The 20375-nt window shown below is 59.8% G+C and carries 18 protein-coding genes; 8 read left to right on the top strand and 10 right to left on the bottom strand.

Going from position 1 to position 20375, the window contains the following annotated elements; all coding sequences use genetic code 11:
- The first annotated feature begins 107 nt into the window (after nucleotides 1–107).
- The 3 genes from chrA to AC27VU_RS10715 all read left to right on the top strand — a co-directional run bounded on the left by chrA (nucleotide 108) and on the right by AC27VU_RS10715 (nucleotide 4800).
- Nucleotides 108–1451 carry a chromate efflux transporter gene (gene chrA, locus AC27VU_RS10725; RefSeq protein WP_488724019.1) on the top strand — a complete coding sequence of 448 codons (1344 nt, stop codon included), beginning with the start codon at nucleotides 108–110 and terminating at the stop codon, nucleotides 1449–1451.
- A 549-nt stretch (nucleotides 1452–2000) separates the two neighbouring features.
- Nucleotides 2001–3365, top strand: coding sequence for a glutamine synthetase family protein (locus AC27VU_RS10720; protein ID WP_400495644.1), 1365 nt, complete (start codon nucleotides 2001–2003; stop codon nucleotides 3363–3365).
- 151 nt (nucleotides 3366–3516) lie between these two features.
- Nucleotides 3517–4800, top strand: a complete 1284-nt coding sequence (locus tag AC27VU_RS10715) for an NAD(P)/FAD-dependent oxidoreductase (RefSeq protein WP_488724018.1) — start codon at nucleotides 3517–3519, stop codon at nucleotides 4798–4800.
- A gap of 194 nt (nucleotides 4801–4994) precedes the next feature.
- On the opposite strand, the gene AC27VU_RS10710 is transcribed toward AC27VU_RS10715, so the two are convergent.
- Both AC27VU_RS10710 and AC27VU_RS10705 read right to left on the bottom strand, forming a co-directional pair.
- Nucleotides 4995–5780 (bottom strand): DeoR/GlpR family DNA-binding transcription regulator, encoded by a 786-nt coding sequence (locus AC27VU_RS10710; RefSeq protein WP_103486402.1) that lies wholly within the window; start codon nucleotides 5778–5780, stop codon nucleotides 4995–4997.
- Between the two features lie 252 nt (nucleotides 5781–6032).
- Nucleotides 6033–6926 (bottom strand): LysR family transcriptional regulator, encoded by an 894-nt coding sequence (locus AC27VU_RS10705; protein ID WP_488724017.1) that lies wholly within the window; start codon nucleotides 6924–6926, stop codon nucleotides 6033–6035.
- 84 nt (nucleotides 6927–7010) lie between these two features.
- Here AC27VU_RS10705 and AC27VU_RS10700 point away from each other — a divergent pair, with 84 nt between their 5' ends.
- Complete coding sequence (locus AC27VU_RS10700; RefSeq protein WP_226500147.1) at nucleotides 7011–7787, top strand: NAD(P)H-dependent oxidoreductase; 777 nt, start codon at nucleotides 7011–7013, stop codon at nucleotides 7785–7787.
- Between the two features lie 57 nt (nucleotides 7788–7844).
- Here the strand turns inward: AC27VU_RS10700 and AC27VU_RS10695 are convergent, their stop codons facing one another.
- The 4 genes from AC27VU_RS10695 to AC27VU_RS10680 form a co-directional block, all read right to left on the bottom strand.
- A complete protein-coding gene (locus AC27VU_RS10695; protein WP_003226087.1) occupies nucleotides 7845–8864 on the bottom strand; it encodes an AbrB family transcriptional regulator in 1020 nt (339 codons plus the stop codon).
- A gap of 143 nt (nucleotides 8865–9007) precedes the next feature.
- A complete protein-coding gene (locus AC27VU_RS10690) occupies nucleotides 9008–9430 on the bottom strand; it encodes an HD domain-containing protein (protein ID WP_003226088.1) in 423 nt (140 codons plus the stop codon).
- A 15-nt stretch (nucleotides 9431–9445) separates the two neighbouring features.
- Nucleotides 9446–9826, bottom strand: coding sequence for a hypothetical protein (locus AC27VU_RS10685; RefSeq protein ID WP_202371062.1), 381 nt, complete (start codon nucleotides 9824–9826; stop codon nucleotides 9446–9448).
- A 201-nt stretch (nucleotides 9827–10027) separates the two neighbouring features.
- On the bottom strand, nucleotides 10028–10441 hold the full coding sequence (locus AC27VU_RS10680; protein ID WP_064588035.1) for a hypothetical protein: 414 nt from the start codon (nucleotides 10439–10441) through the stop codon (nucleotides 10028–10030).
- Nucleotides 10442–11047: 606 nt separating this feature from the next.
- Between AC27VU_RS10680 and AC27VU_RS10675 the strand changes: the two genes are divergently transcribed.
- Together AC27VU_RS10675 and AC27VU_RS10670 are read left to right on the top strand one after the other, a co-directional pair.
- Nucleotides 11048–11335, top strand: a complete 288-nt coding sequence (locus tag AC27VU_RS10675; protein ID WP_488724016.1) for a fructose-bisphosphate aldolase — start codon at nucleotides 11048–11050, stop codon at nucleotides 11333–11335.
- A gap of 482 nt (nucleotides 11336–11817) precedes the next feature.
- Nucleotides 11818–12354: a hypothetical protein gene (locus tag AC27VU_RS10670; RefSeq protein ID WP_488724015.1), complete on the top strand. Its 537-nt coding sequence runs from the start codon at nucleotides 11818–11820 to the stop codon at nucleotides 12352–12354.
- 126 nt (nucleotides 12355–12480) lie between these two features.
- Here the strand turns inward: AC27VU_RS10670 and AC27VU_RS10665 are convergent, their stop codons facing one another.
- The 4 genes from AC27VU_RS10665 to AC27VU_RS10650 all read right to left on the bottom strand — a co-directional run bounded on the left by AC27VU_RS10665 (nucleotide 12481) and on the right by AC27VU_RS10650 (nucleotide 17791).
- Entirely contained in the window at nucleotides 12481–13029 is a 549-nt protein-coding gene (locus AC27VU_RS10665; RefSeq protein ID WP_095136571.1) for a cupin domain-containing protein, read from the bottom strand.
- A gap of 395 nt (nucleotides 13030–13424) precedes the next feature.
- Nucleotides 13425–14708: an NAD(P)/FAD-dependent oxidoreductase gene (locus AC27VU_RS10660; RefSeq protein WP_003226098.1), complete on the bottom strand. Its 1284-nt coding sequence runs from the start codon at nucleotides 14706–14708 to the stop codon at nucleotides 13425–13427.
- Nucleotides 14709–14759: 51 nt separating this feature from the next.
- Nucleotides 14760–16250 (bottom strand): aldehyde dehydrogenase, encoded by a 1491-nt coding sequence (locus AC27VU_RS10655; RefSeq protein ID WP_488724014.1) that lies wholly within the window; start codon nucleotides 16248–16250, stop codon nucleotides 14760–14762.
- A 164-nt stretch (nucleotides 16251–16414) separates the two neighbouring features.
- Nucleotides 16415–17791, bottom strand: a complete 1377-nt coding sequence (locus AC27VU_RS10650; protein ID WP_003226100.1) for a glutamine synthetase family protein — start codon at nucleotides 17789–17791, stop codon at nucleotides 16415–16417.
- Nucleotides 17792–18073: 282 nt separating this feature from the next.
- On the opposite strand from AC27VU_RS10650, the gene AC27VU_RS10645 reads away from it, so the two are divergent.
- Together AC27VU_RS10645 and AC27VU_RS10640 are read left to right on the top strand one after the other, a co-directional pair.
- A complete protein-coding gene (locus tag AC27VU_RS10645; protein ID WP_488724013.1) occupies nucleotides 18074–18835 on the top strand; it encodes a gamma-glutamyl-gamma-aminobutyrate hydrolase family protein in 762 nt (253 codons plus the stop codon).
- A gap of 369 nt (nucleotides 18836–19204) precedes the next feature.
- A complete protein-coding gene (locus AC27VU_RS10640) occupies nucleotides 19205–20347 on the top strand; it encodes an ABC transporter ATP-binding protein (RefSeq protein WP_003226103.1) in 1143 nt (380 codons plus the stop codon).
- Nucleotides 20348–20375: the final 28 nt, after the last annotated feature.

Raw genomic sequence — 20375 nt, 5'->3', positions numbered from 1 at the left:
CGCCAGACACCTCGGTCGGCCCCCTCTCCCTCTGGGAGAGGGCTGGGGTGAGGGTTGAAAGTCTGATTAGATAGCCACTCCGCCAGGATTAAACTCCGGAGTCTCGTTTGAGCACAGCACCCAACAACCTGCCCCGCCCCGCTCCCGTCACCCTGCGCCAGGCTTGGCACTTCTGGCTCAAGCTCGGCTGCATCGGTTTCGGCGGCCCGGCCGGGCAGATCGCGATCATGCATCAGGAACTGGTCGAGCGCCGGCGCTGGATTTCCGAACGGCGGTTCCTGCATGCGCTCAACTACTGCATGTTGCTGCCTGGCCCCGAGGCCCAGCAACTGGCGACCTACATTGGCTGGCTGTTGCATCGCACCTGGGGCGGAGTGATTGCCGGGGCGCTGTTCGTGCTGCCGTCGCTGTTCATCCTGATTGCTCTGTCGTGGCTGTACATCGCGTTCGGTGACGTGCCGGTGGTGGCCGGGATCTTTTACGGAATCAAACCGGCGGTGACTGCGATTGTGCTGCACGCGGCGCATCGCATCGGTTCGCGGGCGCTGAAAAACAGTTGGCTGTGGGCAATCGCCGGGGCGTCGTTCGTGGCGATCTTTGCCTTCAACCTGCCGTTCCCGCTGATCGTCCTCAGTGCGGCGTTGCTCGGCTATTTCGGCGGGCGACTGGCGCCACAACGGTTCGACAATGGCAGCCAGCGCGGCAGTGCCCAATCCTTCGGCCCGGCGTTGATCGATGACGACACGCCAACGCCCGAACATGCCCGATTCAGCCTGCCGAAGCTGTGGCGTCTGCTGTTGGTCGGCGCGGTGCTGTGGTGTTTGCCGATGGCGCTGCTGACCGCACTGTTCGGCTGGGACGGCACCTTCACGCAAATGGGCTGGTTCTTTACCAAAGCCGCGCTGCTGACCTTTGGCGGCGCTTACGCGGTGTTGCCCTATGTCTATCAGGGCGCAGTCGGGCACTACGGCTGGCTGACGCCAACGCAGATGATCGACGGCCTCGCCCTTGGCGAAAGTACGCCCGGGCCGCTGATCATGGTGGTGGCGTTTGTCGGCTTCATCGGCGGTTACGTACAACCGGCGTTCGGCGCGGAACATGCGTTCGCCGCTGGCGCGCTGGCGGCGACACTGGTGACCTGGTTCACCTTCCTGCCCTCGTTCCTGTTCATCCTCGCCGGCGGACCGCTGGTGGAATCGACCCACAATGAATTGAAATTCACCGCACCGTTGACCGCTATCACCGCGGCGGTGGTCGGGGTGATTCTGAACCTGGCATGTTTCTTCGCCTATCACGTGTTCTGGCCCAACGGTTTTGCCGGGCACACAGACCTGTTTTCCATCGGGCTGGCGCTGCTGGCCGCACTGGCGCTGTTCATTTTCAAGCGCGGTGTGATTGCAGTGTTGATCGTTTGCGCCCTCGCCGGGCTGGGCTTTCATCTGCTGCGCTGAGCAGCGGCCAAAGAAGCAGGGGCACAATCATCGGTTTACAGGCCCGCGGATTGCCCCTTACTATCCGGGCACACCGGTCGGCGGGGCCATCCCGCCACCGACGTTTTCCGCCAACGGAAACACGCGTTATGAGTACGTCACCACAACAACCAGAAACGTTGAACGTCTCTCGCTTGCGCGCCCTCTCCCACAGGGGCGGCGTATGAATCGTATCGTCAATCTCCCCATGGCCCTGCGCCGTTCCAAGCTGCGTCACTCCGCACGCCCGCCGGATATCGCCTGCTGATTTCTGTCAGTCAGTAAAGATCCATTGTGGTGAGGGGATTCATCCCCGATGGACTGCGCAGCAGTCCCTATCTTTTTGGCCCGCTACGCGCGCCGTCGGGGATAAATCCCCTCACCACAGGTTCAGTGTCACTTCCGACTGCCGGGCATTAGCGAAATACTTTTTTCTTTTTGATTTCCCTGCCAGGACACCCACGCCCATTTACCGCGTCGTGTCCGGCCCGATTCTGCGCGCCTGTGCGGCGCCATCGTGAGTGATTGACCATGAAATTCGCAGCCATCGAAGACGCACGCCTGTTCCTTGAACAGAACCCCGATATCGACATGATCGAGCTGTTCATCCTCGACGCCAACGGTGTACCGCGCGGCAAGTTGTTGCACCGCGAGGAGCTGCTGGCGGTCTACGAAAGCGGTCGCCCGCTGCCCAGCACCATCCTCGGTCTGACCGTACAGGGCGAGGACGTGGAAAACTCAGGTCTGGTGTGGGACGTCGGCGACATCGACTGCCGCGCCTACCCGCTCGAAGGCAGTCTGGTGCGCCTGCCATGGCGGCAGATTCCAACTGCGGCGGTGCAGGTCAGCATGCACCCGACCGAGGGCATGCCGGCGAGCATCGCCGACCCGCGTCATCTACTGATCAAGGTGATCGACGGCCTCAAGGCCGAGGGTTTTCACCCGGTGATGGCGTGCGAGCTGGAGTTCTATCTGCTCGACGCCAAACGCGATCACAACGGTCGCCCGCAACCGGCGCTGGACGCCGACGGTGGCCGACCGCGACACACCCAGGTTTACGGTTTGCGTGAACTGGAGCAGATCGAACCGTTCCTCGCCGACCTCTACAGCGCCTGCAAACTGCACGGCATTCCGGCGCGTACAGCGATCTCCGAATACGCCCCGGGCCAGGTGGAAATCACCCTCGAACATGGTGACGCCTTGCTCGCGATGGATCAGGCGGTGCGCTACAAACGCCTGGTCAAAGCGGTGGCGCACAAGCACGGCATGCGGGCGACGTTCATGGCCAAGCCGTTCGATGATCTGGCCGGTACTGGCATGCACATGCACGTCAGCCTCGCCGATGCCGAAGGGCGCAATCTGTTTGCTTCCGAGGACCCGGCCGGTACCCCGCTGCTGCGCACCGCGATTGGCGGCATGCTCGCCTCGCTGCTCGATTCGCTGCTGCTGTTCTGCCCCAATGCCAACTCCTACCGGCGCTTCCAGGCCAACAGCTATGCGCCATTGGCGCCGACCTGGGGCGTCGACAACCGCACCGTCAGCCTGCGCGTACCGGGCGGCCCGGCCAACACCCGGCACATCGAACACCGCATCTGCGGCGCCGACGCCAACCCGTATCTGGCGGCGGCCGCGATCCTCGCCGGGATCCATCGTGGCATCCGCGAAAATCTTGATCCGGGGGCGCCGGTCGAGGGCAACGGCTATGCGCAAGCCAAGGAATTGCTGCCGACCGACTGGCTGACTTCGCTGCAGGCGCTGGAGAATTCCGCGTGGGCACGGGATGCCCTGGGCCAGGAATTTCTCGGCGTGTACCTGGCGGTGAAACGCGCCGAGTACCGGCAGTTCATGGCCGAGGTGGGTGAACAGGATTGGCGTTGGTACCTGACCGAAGCCTGAGCCACAGCATCAATCCCCCCTGTAGGAGCGGGCTTGCTCGCGAAGGCGTCGTCACATTCAATATTTCAGTGACTGACCCACCGCATTCGCGAGCAAGCCCGCTCCCACAGGGGATTGCACTCCGAATTCCGAATTTTGTGTGGACACTGACATGACCCAACGCTGCAATTCCTACTACACCGCCACCCTCAACCAGGACACCGACTACCCGACCCTGCAGGGCCGGCACCAGGTGGATGTGGTGATCATCGGCGGCGGTTTCACCGGCGTTGCCACCGCCGTCGAACTCGCCGAAAAAGGCCTGAAAGTCGCCATCGTCGAGAGCCACAAGATCGGCTGGGGCGCCACCGGGCGCAATGGCGGGCAAGTCACCGGCAGCCTCTCCGGCGACGGCGCGATGCGCAAACAGATGCGCCCGAAACTCGGTGATGAGGTCGACGATTTCATCTGGCACCTGCGCTGGCGCGGGCATGAAATCATCCAGCAGCGCGTGGCGAAATATGGCATTCAGTGCGACCTCAAACACGGCCATTTGCACGCTGCCTACAAGCCCAGTCACATGACTGATTTGCGCAACGATTACGAAGAAGCCGTGCGTCGCGGCCTGGGTGATCAAGTCAGCCTGCTCGACCGCAGCCAGGTGCGCGACCTGCTGCAAAGCGACCTCTACCACGGCGCAATCAAGAACACCCGCAACATGCACCTGCACCCGCTCAACCTGTGCATCGGCGAAGCGCGGGCGGCGGAGAGTCTTGGTGCATTGATCTTCGAGAACAGTGAAGTGTTGGAGATCATTCACGGCAAAACCCCAGGGGTGCGCACCGCCCATGGCCAGATCGACGCGAATCAGGTGATGCTCGCCGGCGACGTCTATCACAAGCTCGAACCGGGTCAGCTCAAGGGCAAGATTTTCCCGGCCATGGGCGGCATCGTCACCACCGCGCCGCTGGGTGATCTGGCGCGGCAGATCAACCCCGAAGACCTGGCGGTGTACGACTGCCGTTTCGTCCTCGACTACTACCGCCTCACGGCCGACGGGCGCCTGCTGTTCGGTGGCGGCGCCAATTACAGTGGCAAGGATTCACGGGACATCGCCGCCGAGCTGCGCCCGTGCATCGAGCAGACGTTCCCGGCGCTCAAAGGGGTGCAGATCGACTACCAGTGGAGCTGCGCGATGGGCATCGTGATCAACCGCATCCCACAACTGGGCAAGCTCTCGGACAACGTCTGGTATTGCCAGGGTTATTCCGGACACGGCATCGCGACGACGCACATCATGGGTGAAATCATGAGCCGCGCGATCACCGGGCAGATGGAACAGTTCGACACCTTTGCGCAGTGCCAGCACATTCGGGTGCCGATGGGGGATTTGCTGGGCAATCCGTTGTTGGCGGCGGGGATGTGGTATTACCAGATGCTTGAAAAACTGCGTTGATCGCACTGGCCCTTTCGCGAGCAAGCCCGCTCCCACAGGTTGATTGCATTCCAAATGTGGGAGCGAGCCTGCTCGCGAAGAGGCCAGCAGCCTCACTACAAACCTCAGTCCGGCAACTGCTCCCACATTGAAATGCATTCCAAATGTGGGAGCGGGCTTGCTCGCGAAGAGGCCAGCAGCCTCAGCACAAAACCTCAGTCCGGCAACTGCTCCACCACAATCCCCAACCGCCGATAATCCTCGATACTCCCCGACGCCACATGCCGCTCGGTAATCAGCGTATGCAGGCGCGTACACGAAGCCACCACAAACGGCTCCACCGCGCCCAATTTATCCGCGGTGGTCACCGCAATCACCCGCGCCGCGCTGTCGAGCAGCGCCTGCTTCACCGGCACTTCATCAAAATGCAGCGAGGTGATGCCCACCTCCGGATGAATCGCGCAGACGCCGGTAAACGCCAGATCGGCCTTGATCCCGGCCAACAACCGCACCGCCTCATGCCCGCCGGCCGACATCGTGCGCGGGTTCAATTGCCCACCGGCCAGAATCACTTTCACGCCCTTGTATTCGGACAGGGCAATCGCCGTCATCGGCGCGGCGGTCACCGCGGTGATCTGGATATCCGCCCGCAGCGAGCGCGCCACCTGCAACGTGGTTGAGCCGGAATCGAACAGCACGATCTGCCCGTCCTCGACTTTCTGCGCCGCCCATTGCGCCAACCGCACTTTCACCTCGTCAGTCTCATCCAGTCGGGTGAAGAAATCCTTACCGGAGTCCTTGGGCCTTGGCAGCGCCCCGCCATGGACGCGCTGCACCAGGCCGGCGTTGTCCAGTTCGGCGAGGTCACGGCGGATGGTGTCTTCGGACACGGCGAAGTGCTGGCTCAACTCGGACGCCATGACCTTGCCGTCGCGTTCGAGGATCAGGAGGATTTTCTGCCGGCGCAGGGAGGGCAGTTCGGTGACCGAATGATCGTGCATGGTTATGCCTGTTTATGCTTGTAGTTGCAGGTTTTGCCGAGATTAGCGAAAGCCTCGGGCAAACACAAACCAGCTGCTATCAATTGTTTCGATCATTGGAATCAACATGCCGAATTTTTTCTTTGCCGTGCGTCTGTTCAGAATGGCCCCACTCGAAAAAGACTCAGGATGAACAGCTGATGAATCTCAATTTTGCGTTTGCGTGCATGATCGTGGTGTCTTTTGCGATTGCCCTGGGCCACGCCTGACCCACTACACCGACGCCGCCAGGTGCTCTCGCAACCATTTGTGTGCCGGATCGCGGTGCGCGCGCTCGCCCCAGAACATCGCCATTTCGTAGCCCGGCACCTGCAGGGGTGCGTCGACAACTTGCAACGCCGGGTTGCCGCGCACCAGCCGTGACGGCAGCATCGCCACCAGATCGGTACTCGCCAGCACCGACATCACCATCAGAAAGTGCGGCACCGACAGCACCACTTTCCGCGCCAGACCGACCTCGGCCAGCGCCTTGTCGGTCACCCCGAAAAAGCCCCCGCCTTCACGCGACACCATTACATGTTCCAGCGCGCAGAACTGTTCGCGGTTCGGTTTACGCGTCAACCCCGGATGCCCGACGCGACCGGCCAACACGTAATGCTCGGTGAACAGCACCCGCTGATGCAGATCCAGCGGCGCCTCTTCGGTGATGTGCAGCGCCAGGTCAAACACGCCCTGCTCCGCCTGCTTGACCAATTGCGCCGGCACCAGATCGAGCACCGCCAGCCGCGTGCCCGGCGCCTGAGTGCGCAAACCGCGGAGGGCCGGCAGCACCACCGTCGATTCGCCGTAATCGGTCGCCGCGACTTTCCAGATGTGGCGGGCCTGCGCCGGATCGAAGGCACTGGCCGGCGCCACCGCTCGCTCCAATGCCTCCAGCGCTTCACGCAACGGCTCACGCAACTCATCGGCCCGCGCCGTCGGCCGCATCCCGCGTGGCCCGGGCAGCAACAGCGGGTCGCCGAAGATCTCGCGCAGCTTGGCCAGGTGTACGCTCACTGACGGCTGCGACAGGCTCAGCCGCTCTGCGGCGCGGGTTACGTTGTGTTCTGCCAATAACACGTCTAGGGTCAACAGCAAGTTGATATCCAGACGTCGTAAATTATTCATGGCTATACCTGACATATCAGACATTCATTTCCAATATACCGATCAAGGATTGATCCTGCCTGCATTCAACCAAGGAGCTGCAACATGAATGTGCTACTGGTCTACGCCCACCCTGAACCCACCTCGCTCAATGGCTCGCTCAAGGATTTCACCGTCCAGCGCCTGCAAGCCGCCGGCCACACCGTGCAGGTCTCCGATCTCTACGCGATGAACTGGAAGACCACCCTCGACGCCGACGACGCCCCTGAACGCGACCGCAGCCGCCCGTTTGACGCCTCAGGCGATTCGAAACTGGCCTACGCCCAGGGCACCCAGGCCGCCGATATCGCCGCCGAGCAAGCAAAACTGCTCTGGGCCGACGCACTGATCCTGCAATTCCCACTGTGGTGGTTTTCCATGCCGGCGATTCTCAAGGGCTGGGTCGAGCGCGTGTACGCCTGCGGTTTTGCCTACGGCGTTGGCGAACACTCCGATTCGCGTTGGGGCGAGCGCTATGGCGAAGGGAAAATGAAAGGCAAGCGGGCGATGTTGATGGTCACCACCGGCGGCTGGGACTCGCACTACAGTCCGCGCGGGATCAACGGGCCGATTGATGACGTGCTGTTCCCGATCAATCATGGAATCCTCTACTACCCCGGTTTTGAGGTGGTGCCGCCGTTCGTGGCCTATCGCGTCGGTCGAATGGACGAGGCGACATTTGCCGCGACTTGCGAGGAACTGGGCACGCGGCTGGATGAATTGTGGAGCACGCGGCCGATTGCGTATCGACAGCAGAACGGCGGGGATTACGAGATTCCGGCGTTGACGCTGAAGGAAGGTATTGCACCAGGGCTTGAGGGCTTTGCCGCCCACATTCGGTAAACATAACTGAACCTTTGTGGGGAGGGAGCTTGCTCTCTCCCCACAGGGGGGTGTGCTTCAGACTTCCTCCCGCGCCCGCCGCGCCTGCACCAGCAACGCCGGCGCAAAGTGCAGCAGCACCATCCGCGCCAGGTGGTGCGTGAGGATAAACACTACATTCAGGCCACCGGCAAACGCGACAATCGCAATCGTCTCGATCGCCCCCGGCATGTACGCCAGCCACAGCGACAGCGGATCACTGCCCAGCCACCGCGCCGCCACTTCGGCGAAAACCGCCGCCACCACGATCATCAGGCCGACCGACACCAACGCCGTCCGCCCGTGCCGCCCCAATTCCGCAAGGCCGAGCCCCTGAAAGCGCGAACCGATCCGCACGCCAAGAATCAGCGCCGCCAGATTCAGGCTCCAGTCCGGCATGTGGAAGCCGTGCAGCCATCCCGATTTCACAAACACCGCAGTGAGCAGAATCGCCGTCAACATGAACGGCGCCGGCACGCCGATCACCAACAGCAAGCGCCCGATGACGATGCTCAAGCCGATCAGCGCCAGCACCGTCAACGCCATGCCCGTGCTCAATGGAGCGCTTTCCATCACGGCCACCGAGGCCTGCCCGGGAATCAAGAAGCTCACCAACACGGTGATCAACAGCAAGCGCATCAGGTGGACGATGATGACTTTGCTCGAAGCCTTTTCCGATTCGAGCAAATCAAACACCGCCGCCAGTGCGCCGGGGTACACCGCCAACAGCGCATCGGTGCGATTCCATCCTGCGCCACGGGTCAGCCACCATCCGGCGAGGGCAATCTGCACGGTCAGGCATATCAGCAGAACGCCGAGACTCGGCAACATCGCCGAAGCCGTCGCACTGTCCCACGCCTCGAACATCAGCCCGGTAGCGATACCCAGCGTGACCTGGATGTAGCCCAGGCCATAAGGCGTCGCGGGGGCAAACCCGAACCTGGTGGCGACCAATGCGGTAACAAGAATCGCCCCCAGCAACAAGCCATGAGGGACACCGCTGACCTGCAACGCAGCGCCAACGGCGGCCGCGATCAACAAACACAGAATCGATTTCATATTTTGGCCTTCCTGGCTATTTCCCTGAGGTATTCCACTCCCCTGTAGGAGCTGCCGCAGGCTGCGATCTTTTGACTTTGATTTTTAGAAGCAAGATCAAAAGATCGCAGCCTTCGGCAGCTCCTACAGGGGGGTATCCCTTCTTACGCGCGCAACCGTCCAATCGCCCGCCGATACTTTTCGACCCGCTCCAGATCCTCCCAACTCGGCGAGGCAATCCGCGACAGGTCGCTGTTCTCTTCCAGATCCGCCAGTTTCACCACCCGGCCAATCGGGTTCTGCGCAGCACGCTCGACGAAATCCTCGTAGGATTCGCCGGGCACTTTGGTCACTGATTCAATCGCCGTCAGCACCTCTTCGCTGAAACCTTCCTTGCGCAAGTCATCGAGGCTGACGCCGCAATCCTCGACCACATCGTGCAACACGGCGACGATGCGTTCTTCCAGCGAGTTCATGCGCAACATGACTTTCAGCGGATGCAGAATGTACGGCGCACCGCCCTTGTCCACCTGCCCGGTGTGGGCGGTGGCGGCGATGGCGATAGCGCGTTCGAGGGTTTGAGTCATGCGAGTCTCCGTGGTTTAAACGCCGTAACGGCCGCCGACATGAATGTTGCGTTTGAGCCAGTTGCCGATTGTTTTCAAGCGCCCCACTGGCTGGGAATGTTGTTCAAGAATCACGGAAACCAATATCGCCTGATCCGCCCCCGGATGCGCATCGATCACCTGCGCCACCCACGCACAATCGGCTTTCTGCAGATGCTCACGCCACTCGCCGGGCCACGCGTCCAGCTCATCCAGCGCCAACCACCGCGCCCCGCCCTGATTGGCATGCCCGCCGCCAATCGATTGCTCGAAACAGAACGGCGTCGCCGGTCGGGACAAGTCAATGCTGAAGATGTAGATGTCTTGAGTGGGGTGCTGCGGCGTGGGGGCGTTGTTGCGGCTGCCGATTTCGATCATGCGCGGTTCCGTCCGTGGGTGAGGCGTTACAACTTGTTTCGCAGTCTACGACGTGGTGTCGATGGGGGGAACCTTTGGCGATGAACCGGGTTGTGGCAAGTGAAAAGTTTGACTGGGCAGTCCGGGAATTGCGTTTCAGTCGCCCAGAAAAAAGGGACACCGCTGGGTGTCCCTTTTTGCGTATGGAGGGAAGCGGATCAATCAGCGCTTCATCGCTTCACACTGATTGCGCAGGTCGGAATCATGGATGCTCGAACACGTGCTGCCCTTCTTCGCCTCACAAAATGCACGCTGATCGCTGTCATGGATGCTGGAGCAGGTACTGCCTTTCTCAGCCTCACACATTGCGCGCAAATCCGAATCATGAATGCTCGAACACGTGCTGCCCTTTTTCGCCTCGCAGTAAGCACGCTGGTCGCTGTCGTGAATGCTCGAACAGGTACTGCCCTTCTCGGCTTCACAGGACGCACGCAAATCACTATCCCGGATCGAGGAGCAGGTACTGCCTTCCTGCGTGGCCTGGCAATAGTTGCGTTGATCGCTGTCACTGATGCTGGAACAACTGGCAAACGTGTAACCGCTGAACATCAACAACATCGCAAAAATCAGTTTCATCTCACACTTCCCTGGGTTGCCAGGAATCAGCCTGGCACTGCTTGATCCATTCTCAATGAGCGTCACGACACGCCATCAAATTGACATCGCTTTTTAGGAAAGTTCAAACAGGCAAATGAGATCCGCGCAGATTTTTAAGTCTGAAAAACGCGTAGGAAAACACCACCTGTGGCGAGGGAGCTTGCTCCCGCTGGACTGCGAAGCAGACCCAACAGCGGCCAGTCCTTTTCTCCAGGTCCACCGCATACGCCGGAATACGCCGACTGCGTCGCCGAGCGGGAGCAAGCTCCCTCGCCACAGGGTTGGGTTGGCGTCCTACAGGTCGGTTGTTGTGGCTGAAATGGATGACTAGAGTGGTGTCGTCGCTGACTTTTCAGAGACAGGGTTTCGCAGCCCCGACGATACGTGTAGTAACCTAGCGCCCCCAAAAAACGGTGGCGGTCGCATCAGCGTCCGAAAATCCGTTCAATGGTGGCTGTGTGTGGGAGACCTTCGGGTCTGCCGGGTTCCTCGTATCCTCGGTCTGCGAACCCGCACATAGCTACCACCCTTCGACTCGCAGCGAATGGCAGTAGCTTCTCTCCCAGATACGAGGAAGTTCTACTTATGCCGATGGATAAACCGCTCCACCACTACGCAAAAATGTCGTACCTCGCAACCGACCACCCCGTCCTCTTCATCGACGCTAACGCCCCACTACGCGACCTGCACGCCTGCCCCGGCGAACGCCTCAATGCTGTCCTCAAATACCTCGACCTCATCGCCTGCACCCGCCTCCCCGACTACGCCGAACACGACATCAACACAGTTACCACCATCGCCAGAATTTTAATTCAGGACGTAAGTGATATGTTTCGAGTTATAGAGCAACGAGGATTTAATGTCGCAGGCTAGAAAATTGAAGGTGACAGACACACATAAATAGATCTGTCACCTTCTCTGCTGGAGGGGACTCATTCCCGATGGACTGCAAAACGCCCCAAAAACCGCATAATTCATTTTCCCAGCCACTGCGCGCAACCAGATTTACGCCGATTAAGCCGTTTATACCGGTGAGCGGGTGTCGAATGACCAAGCAGCAATGCCCTTTTAAACAACCAAAAATAAAAAAGGTATAAACCGCCAATTACGCACGGCCTCCAGAAAGCCTGCAACTATTTCGCATATACTCTATTGCCAAATCGTTTAAAAAACTGTCAACACTGACAGGTGCATCATTGATACGCACCGTGGATCATCACGACACCTGACGCAACAATTGGATATTTTCTTAGATATTACTCAACCCTCAAACACCAAAGGTTCGTAAACGCTATCACCTTCTTGATTTCGCTTCGAGATCTCGCAAATAACCAAGACAAACTGAGGATTAAAAAATGGAATTCAACATTAGACTAAAATCGCAACCCTCAGCACCATTCATGACCAACGAGGGTTATCAACTGTACATTGCGACTCGCCTTGAACCAGAAAAATTTGTCGCCACCTTAAACAACCCAAACATTACGTATACCCTTAACTGCAAAGCCGGGGATGTACTATTACTAAAAGAATTTAGGAATAACAAATCATCAAACTTAACTTCAGAAGTCATTCTTGAAGCAAAAAACAGTGAAATTCGAAGCTGTGCTAGCTTTTGCTTAACGCATTGGATTGGACGTTTCCCCATGTACCATTCATTCGCCATTGAGGACGTATCCGAAGATTATCAGAATGATGTGAGAAACCGATGGGAGTCAAAAGAGGAAAAATCTATCGAAATCGATTTGGAAACCCCTCAATCCGCTAACTTTCAACACGAAATAAATTTCCCTGACGGAGAGATCGGAAACTTCGCAGACAACACATGGGGATCATGCAACTTAAAATTCAATCCAGACTTTCACACTTATATCTACTGGAACAGCAAATAGTTCACATATTAAACCACTTAAAGCGCACCTCCCCAAAAAAAACGGGTCATGAATCTCCAGGGAAACATCACCCGTTTCTACATTAGTTATCAATATCGGCAATGACAACTTGGCAGAATTCTATCATTAGAAATTCGCCGGCGTATTCGCACTAATGATTTCCGCCTCATCCGCCCCGATATTCCGGAATTTATGCGGCAACGTCGTAGGGAAGTAATACCCATCCCCCGCATTTAACACGCTCACCTGCCCATCCACGGTCAACTCCACCGTGCCCCGCGTCACCAACCCACACTCCTCGCCTTCCGAGTGAACAATCGGCTCTTCGCCGGAACTCGCACCCGGGGCGTATTGCTCGCGCAGCAGGCGCATCTGGCGGCTTGGGACGGAGGCGCCGATCAGGAGCAGGCGCAGGCCGTGGCGGCCGAGGTCGGGTTGTTCGTTGGCGCGGAACACGTATTGGTGTTCGCGCGGGGGCTGGTCGAAGGTGAAGAAGTCGGCCAGGGACATGGGGATGCCTTCGAGCAGCTTTTTCAGGGAGCTGACGGAGGGGCTGACGCGATTCTGTTCGATCAGGGAGATGGTGGCATTGGTCACGCCGCTACGCCGGGCCAGCTCGCGCTGGGAGAGTTTGTAGCTTTCGCGTACTAGTTTGAGTCGAGAACCCGTATCCATGACAGCCTTATGTGAGTAGTACTTAAGGGCAATGGGGGTGGGTGGCGGGTGCCGCGCAAGGCGCGCGGATCACGTTGCTCCCGTGTCCCGGAACCGTGAAAGGCGGCTATTAAATCACGTTTGCCGGTGTTGCTCAGCAGGTTCGATGGACGGTGGGATAAAAGTCCTTCTGGCCTTGGTAATACAGTCACTGTGGGAGCGAGCCTGCTCGCGAAAGCGCTGTGTCAGACGACATGTGCGTTGGCTGAACTGGCCCCTTCGCGAGCAAGCCCGCTCCCACAGTTGGATCTGTTTTGTGTCATTTGGCTGGGTAGCGGTCGTCAGGCCGCCATCGGCGGTGTTGCTACAGCATTAAAAAACCGGCGGGGTCTTGGGGGCCGCCGCCGGGGAGGTAACTAGATGCCGAAGCGGTCGCGCAGCGAGTAGTAGACGGCGCCGAGGGCGGTCAATGGGGCGGAGAAGGTGCGGCCGCCGATCATTGGCATGTGCGGCAGCGAGGCGAACGCGTCGAAGCGTTCGGCGTCGCCGCGGATCATCTCCGAGATCAGTTTGCCGGCCAGGTGCGAGCAGGTGACGCCGTGGCCGCTGTAGCCCTGCATGTAGTAGGCGTTTTTCTCGATGCGGCCGAATTGCGGCATGCGCGACATGGTCAGCAGGAAGTTGCCGGTCCAGCGGTAATCGATTTTCACATCCTTGAGCTGCGGGAAGGTCTTGAGGATCTTCGGGCGGATCAACTGTTCGATGTCATCCGGTTCGCGCGCGCCGTAGACCACACCGCCGCCGTACAGCAGACGGTTGTCGGCCGTGAGGCGGTAGTAATCCAGCAGGTAGTTGCAGTCTTCGACGCAGTAGTTGTTGGTGATCAGGCTGCGCGCCTGCTTCTCGGTCAGTGGCTCGGTGACGACGATCTGCGAGCCGCACGGCATGCTTTTCGCGGTCACGCGGTTGTCCAGACCTTGCGGCAGGTAGGCGTTGCCGGCGATCAGCAGGTACTTGGCACGCACCTGGCCTTTGGCGGTACGCACGACGTTCGGCTCGCCGTATTTGATCTCCACGGCAGCCGATTGCTCGTAGATCTTGCCGCCCAGGCGCACGATGGCCGCGGCTTCACCGAGGGCCAGGTTCAGCGGATGCACGTGACCGCCCTGCATGTCCAGCAGGCCGCCAACATAGGCGTCGGAGCCGACTTCGCGACGGATGTCAGCGGCGTCGAGCATCTTCAGGTTCTTGTTGCCGTAACGTTCCCAGCTGCGCTTCTGCTCGGCCAGACCGTTGAGTTGTTTCTTGTTCATCGCTGCGAAAATGCCGCCCGGGCGGTAGTCGCATTTGATGTCGTATTCCTTGATGCGCGAACGGATGATGTCGGCGCCTTCGAAGATCATGCTGCCGAGGATTTCTGCCGTCTTGTCGCCATAGCGTTCTTCGATCACATCGACGTCGCGGCTGTAAGAGTTGACCAGTTGCCCGCCGTTGCGACCGCTGGCGCCATAGCCGACTTTCGCCGCTTCCAGCACCGTCACTTTGTAGCCGGCCTCGGTGAGGAACAGCGCCGAGGACAGGCCGGTGTAGCCGGCGCCGATGATGCAGACATCGCACTCGACCGACTCTTCAAGGGTCGGGAAGTCGATGACTTCGTTGCGGGTGGCGGCGTAGTAGCTGTTGACGTGTTGTTGCTTCATTTTATTGTTCTCCGAGGGTCGCCCGTAGGAGCGACCACCGTTGTAAAAGAGTTAGAGCTTGATCCAGGTCGCTTTCAGCTCGGTGTACTTGTCGAACGCGTGCAGCGATTTGTCGCGACCGTTGCCCGACTGTTTGAAGCCACCGAACGGCGCGGTCATGTCGCCGCCGTCGTACTGATTGATCCACACGCTGCCGGCGCGCAGGCCACGGGCGAAGGTGTGCGCCTTGCTCAGGTTGCTGGTCCAGACGCCGGCGGCGAGACCGAAGATGCTGTCGTTGGCGATCTGCAGCGCTTCTTCAACGCTGTCGAAGGTAATCAGCGACAGCACCGGGCCGAAGATTTCTTCGCGGGCGATGGTCATCGCATTGGTCACGCCATCGAAGATCGCCGGTTGCACGTAGAGGCCGCCGGTTTCTTCGAGGGTGCGCTGGCCGCCGGCGATCAACTCGGCGCCCTGCTCGCGACCGATGCTGATGTAGCGCAGCACGTTGTCCAGTTGACGCTGATCAACCACCGCGCCGACGGTGGTCGCAGGATCCAGTGCGTGCCCCGGTTTCCACGCTTGCAGCGCTTCCACCAGCAGCGGAATGAATTGCTCGCGGATCGAACGTTCGACCAGCAGACGCGAACCGGCGGTGCACACTTCGCCCTGGTTGAAAGCGATGGCGCCGGCCGCAGCCTGGGCTGCCGCGCGCAAGTCCGGGGCGTCGGCGAACACCACGTTCGGGCTCTTGCCACCGGCTTCGAGCCAGACGCGTTTCATGTTGCTTTGCCCGGCATAAATCATCAGCTGCTTGGCAATCGCCGTGGAGCCGGTGAAGGCCAGCACGTCGACGTCCATGTGCAGCGCCAGCGCCTTGCCGACGGTGTGGCCGAAGCCCGGCAGCACGTTGAACACGCCTTTCGGGATGCCCGCCTCCAGCGCAAGTTGCGCGATGCGGATTGCGGTCAGTGGCGACTTTTCCGAAGGTTTGAGGATGAACGAGTTGCCGGCGGCCAGGGCCGGGGCGAATTTCCAGCTGGCCATGATCAGCGGGAAGTTCCACGGCACGATGGCGGCGACTACGCCGGATGGCTCGCGGGTCACTAGACCGAGTTGATCGTGCGGCGTGGCGGCAACTTCATCGTAGATCTTGTCGATCGCTTCGGCGCTCCAGCGGATCGCGTTGGCGGTCGCCGGGATATCGATGCTCATCGAGTCGCTGATCGGTTTGCCCATGTCGAGGGTTTCCAGCAACGCCAGTTCTTCCTGGTGTTGCAGGATCAGATCGGCGAAGCGTATCAGGATGCGCTTGCGCTCGGCCGGAGCTTTGTTGGCCCACACGCCGGAGTTGAACGATTGGCGCGCGACTTCGACGGCGAGGTTGGCGTCGGCTTCATCGGTGCTGGCCACGGAGGCGAGGAAACGGCCGTCGACGGGGCTCAGGCATTCGAAGGTGGCGCCGCTGATTGCCGGGCGGTATTCACCGTTGATGAACGCGCGGGATTCGATGGTCAGGGACTGGAAGCGTTGTTCCCAGTCGTTGCGGGTCATGGTCATGGGGGTGACTCACACAGGAGAATTGGTGACCGATATCCCTGTGGGAGCGAGCTTGCTCGCGAATACGGTGGGTCAGTCACCTTCAATGTTGAAGGTGATGGCCTCTTCGCGGGCAAGCCCGCTCCCACAGGGTTTTGCGGTGTTAACGGGATCGCGCTTGAGCGTCAGACCGTATGCAGATACCAGTTGTACTCAAGGTCAGAGATCGAGTTCTCGAACTCGGCCAGCTCGCTTTCCTTGCACGCGACGAACACGTCGATGTACATCGGGTCGATGTAGCGGGCCATGACTTCGCTGTCGTCCAGCTCACGCAACGCGTCGCGCAGGTTGTTCGGCAGGCTCTGTTCGTTCTGCTCGTAGCTGTTGCCTTCAACGGGCGCGCCTGGCTCGATCTGGTTGGTCAGGCCGTGGTGGATACCGGCCAGCACCGAGGCCATCAGCAGGTACGGGTTGGCGTCGGCGCCGGCAACACGATGCTCGATGCGCACGGCGTCGGCCGAACCGGTTGGCACACGGACTGCAACGGTGCGGTTGTCGATGCCCCAGCTCGGCGAGTTCGGCACGTAGAACTGCGCGCCAAAGCGGCGGTAAGAGTTGACGTTCGGGCAAAGGAAGGCCATTTGCGCAGGCAGGGTCTCCAGCACACCGCCGATCGCGTGTCGCAGTGCGGCGTTCTGCTCGGGATCCTCGCTGGCGAAGATGTTGTTGCCTTCTTTGTCCAGGATCGAAATGTGCACGTGCAGACCGTTGCCCGCCTGGCCCGGATACGGCTTGGCCATGAAGGTGGTGTCCATCTCGTGGTCGTAGGCGATGTTCTTCACCAGACGCTTGAGCAACACCGCGTAGTCGCAGGCCTTGATCGGGTCGGAGACGTGATGCAGGTTGACTTCGAATTGCGCCGGGGCGCTTTCCTTGACGATGGCGTCAGCCGGAATGCCCTGCTCTTTCGCGCCTTCGAGGATGTCTTGCAGGCAGTCGACGTATTCGTCGAGATCGTCGATCAGATACACCTGAGTCGACACCGGGCGCTTGCCGGAGACCGGCGAACGTGGCGACTGCGGACGGCCGTTCACGTTGTCCTGGTCGATCAGGTAGAACTCCAGTTCGAACGCGGCGCAAATGGTCAGGCCCAGTTCATCGAACTTGCGCACGACGTTGGCCAGCACTTCACGCGGATCGGCGAAGAACGGCTCGCCTTCGATCTCGTGCATGGTCATCAGCAGTTGTGCGGTTGGACGCTTCTGCCACGGCTCGATGCTCAGGGTGCCCGGGATCGGGTAGCAGATGCGGTCGGCGTCGCCGATGTCCAGACCCAGGCCGGTGCTTTCCACCGTGGAGCCATTGATATCCAGAGCAAAAAGAGAGGCCGGCAGGTTGATGCCTTTCTCGTAAACCTTGTGGAGGCTGGTGCGTTCGATGCGCTTGCCGCGCACCACACCGTTCATATCCGCAATCAGAAGGTCGACGTACAAAACCTCAGGATATTTCTTAAGGAATGCGTTTGCTTCGTTGAGTTGAACGGTACGCAGAGGGACCGACATGATGCACCTATTTAGCTGTTAATTATTATGTTCACTGCTGTTTCGCCGAGCCAGTCAATCCGAAAGGCAAAGTGAAGTCAATAGCGAACACCTGGCCGCTCAGCGTTTATTTTTCGGGCTTTTTTTAACACTCACGTGCCAATGCAGGCGCCACAAGGCCGGGAATCATGAAGATTTGATGAACGGCGTTTAGAATTTTTTACATGGCAGTTGTTAATTAAAATCAACGAGGCTAAGCTCCGGAAAAGCTCGTTCAAGTGTCAAACTTCGAGGTGAATAAAAATGGCATTCAAGCCATTGATCGGCGTTACTGCGTGCGTCAAACAGATTGGCCTGCACCCCTATCACATCAGCGGCGACAAATACGTTCGCGCTGTCAGCGTTGCGGCGCTGGGGTTGCCGGTGGTCATTCCTTCCCTTGGCAAACTGACTGAAATCGAAGACCTGCTCGGTCAACTCGACGGTCTGTTGCTGACCGGCTCGCCCTCGAACGTGGAACCCTTCCACTATCAAGGCCCGGCCAGCGAACCCGGCACGGATCACGATCCGGCGCGGGACGCCACCACCCTTCCTCTATTGCGTGCAGCCATTGCGGCGGGCGTTCCGGTACTCGGCATCTGCCGTGGCTTCCAGGAAATGAACGTGGCCTTCGGCGGCAGCCTGCACCAGAAAGTGCATGAGCTGCCGGGCATGCTCGATCACCGCGAAGCCGACAGCCCGGGCGTGGCAGTGCAGTACGCACCGGCGCATGCCGTGAGCGTGCTCGCTGGCGGTGTGTTCGAGGCGCTGGAGTTGCCCCGCGAGTTCCAGGTCAACTCGATTCACAGTCAGGGCATCGACCGCCTCGCGCCCGGCCTGCGTGCCGAAGCGGTGGCGCCGGATGGCCTGATCGAGGCGATCTCGGTCGAGCACAGCCCGACCTTCGCCCTCGGCGTGCAGTGGCACCCGGAATGGCAGGTGCTGGACAACCCGAACTACCTGCGGATTTTCCAGGCGTTCGGCGAGGCTTGCCGGCAACGGGCGGCGCGACGCAACCAGCGCTGACTCAACCCAGGATTTCAAAACTGTTTACTGCCCCCACGGGGTCGGCGGTTGCGCGTGTGCGCATCCGTCATCCGTGAAAACAACAAACCGTAATAACAACAAGTACGACCCAGGCAGCCAGGACGGCGGCGCCGACCAAGCCGGATCGTAGGAGCAGTGCCCGTCAGGACAACGCAAAACCCTGTGGGAGCGTGCTTGCTCGCGAAAGCGCTGTGTCAGGTAACAACGATGTCGACTGACACGACGTCTTCGCGAGCAAGCCCGCTCCCACAGGGGAATGTGATCCGACAGGAAATGCGCTTACAGGCTTGCAATCCACTTAAGCCCGGCCACGTTGGCCGAGCGAACGAAACCTGTTGGGAGTTTCACATGGCAAACGCCTCCAGCACTTACCGGAAGGCACTTGAAGGCCACCAGCAACCGAAAAAGGTTCTGGTGAAAGTCGATCGTGTCACCAAGAAGTTCGACGAAACCACGGCAGTGGACGATGTGTCCCTGGAGATCCATCAGGGCGAAATCTTTGCCCTGCTCGGTGGCTCCGGTTCGGGCAAATCGACCCTGCTGCGCATGCTCGCCGGTTTCGAGCGCCCGACCGAAGGGCGGATTCTGCTCGACGGTGTGGACATCACCGACATGCCGCCGTACGAGCGGCCGATCAATATGATGTTCCAGTCATACGCGCTGTTCCCGCACATGACCGTGGCGCAGAACATTGCCTTCGGCCTCAAGCAGGACCGTTTGCCGGCAAGCGAAATCGACGCCCGCGTCGAAGAGATGCTGCGCCTGGTGCACATGACCCAATACGCCAAACGCAAACCCCATCAGCTGTCCGGCGGCCAGCGCCAGCGCGTTGCCCTCGCCCGCTCGTTGGCCAAGCGTCCGAAGCTGTTGCTGCTCGACGAGCCGATGGGTGCACTGGATAAAAAACTGCGTTCGCAGATGCAGCTGGAACTGGTGCAAATCATCGAGCGCGTCGGCGTGACCTGCGTGATGGTGACCCACGACCAGGAAGAGGCCATGACCATGGCCGAGCGCATCGCGATCATGCACCTCGGCTGGATCGCTCAGATCGGCAGCCCGGTCGACATCTATGAAGCGCCGGTCAGCAGAATGGTCTGCGAATTCATCGGTAACGTGAACGCCTTCGACGGCACCGTGGTGGAAGACCTTGAAGGTCACGCGATCATCCACAGCCCGGACCTGCAACAGAAGATCTACGTCGGCCACGGCGTCAGCACCTCGGTGCAGGACAAGTCGATCACCTACGCGATCCGTCCGGAAAAAATGCTCGTCAGCACCATCAAACCCGAAGTCCGCTACAACTGGTCCGAAGGCAAGGTGCATGACATCGCCTACCTCGGCGGCCACTCGGTGTTCTACGTCGAGCTGCCGGGCGGCAAGATCGTCCAGTCGTTCATGGCCAACGCCGAACGCCGTGGCGCGCGTCCGACCTGGGACGACAAGGTCTACGTGTGGTGGGAAGACGACAGCGGCGTGGTACTGCGCTCATGAGAACCTTCAATCAGCAATTCCTGCGCCT

The sequence above is a fragment of the Pseudomonas sp. 14P5.3.2 genome (assembly GCF_057799175.1).
The sequence above is the reverse complement of the archived record's forward strand: the minus strand, read 5'-3'. Positions and strand labels throughout refer to the sequence as shown.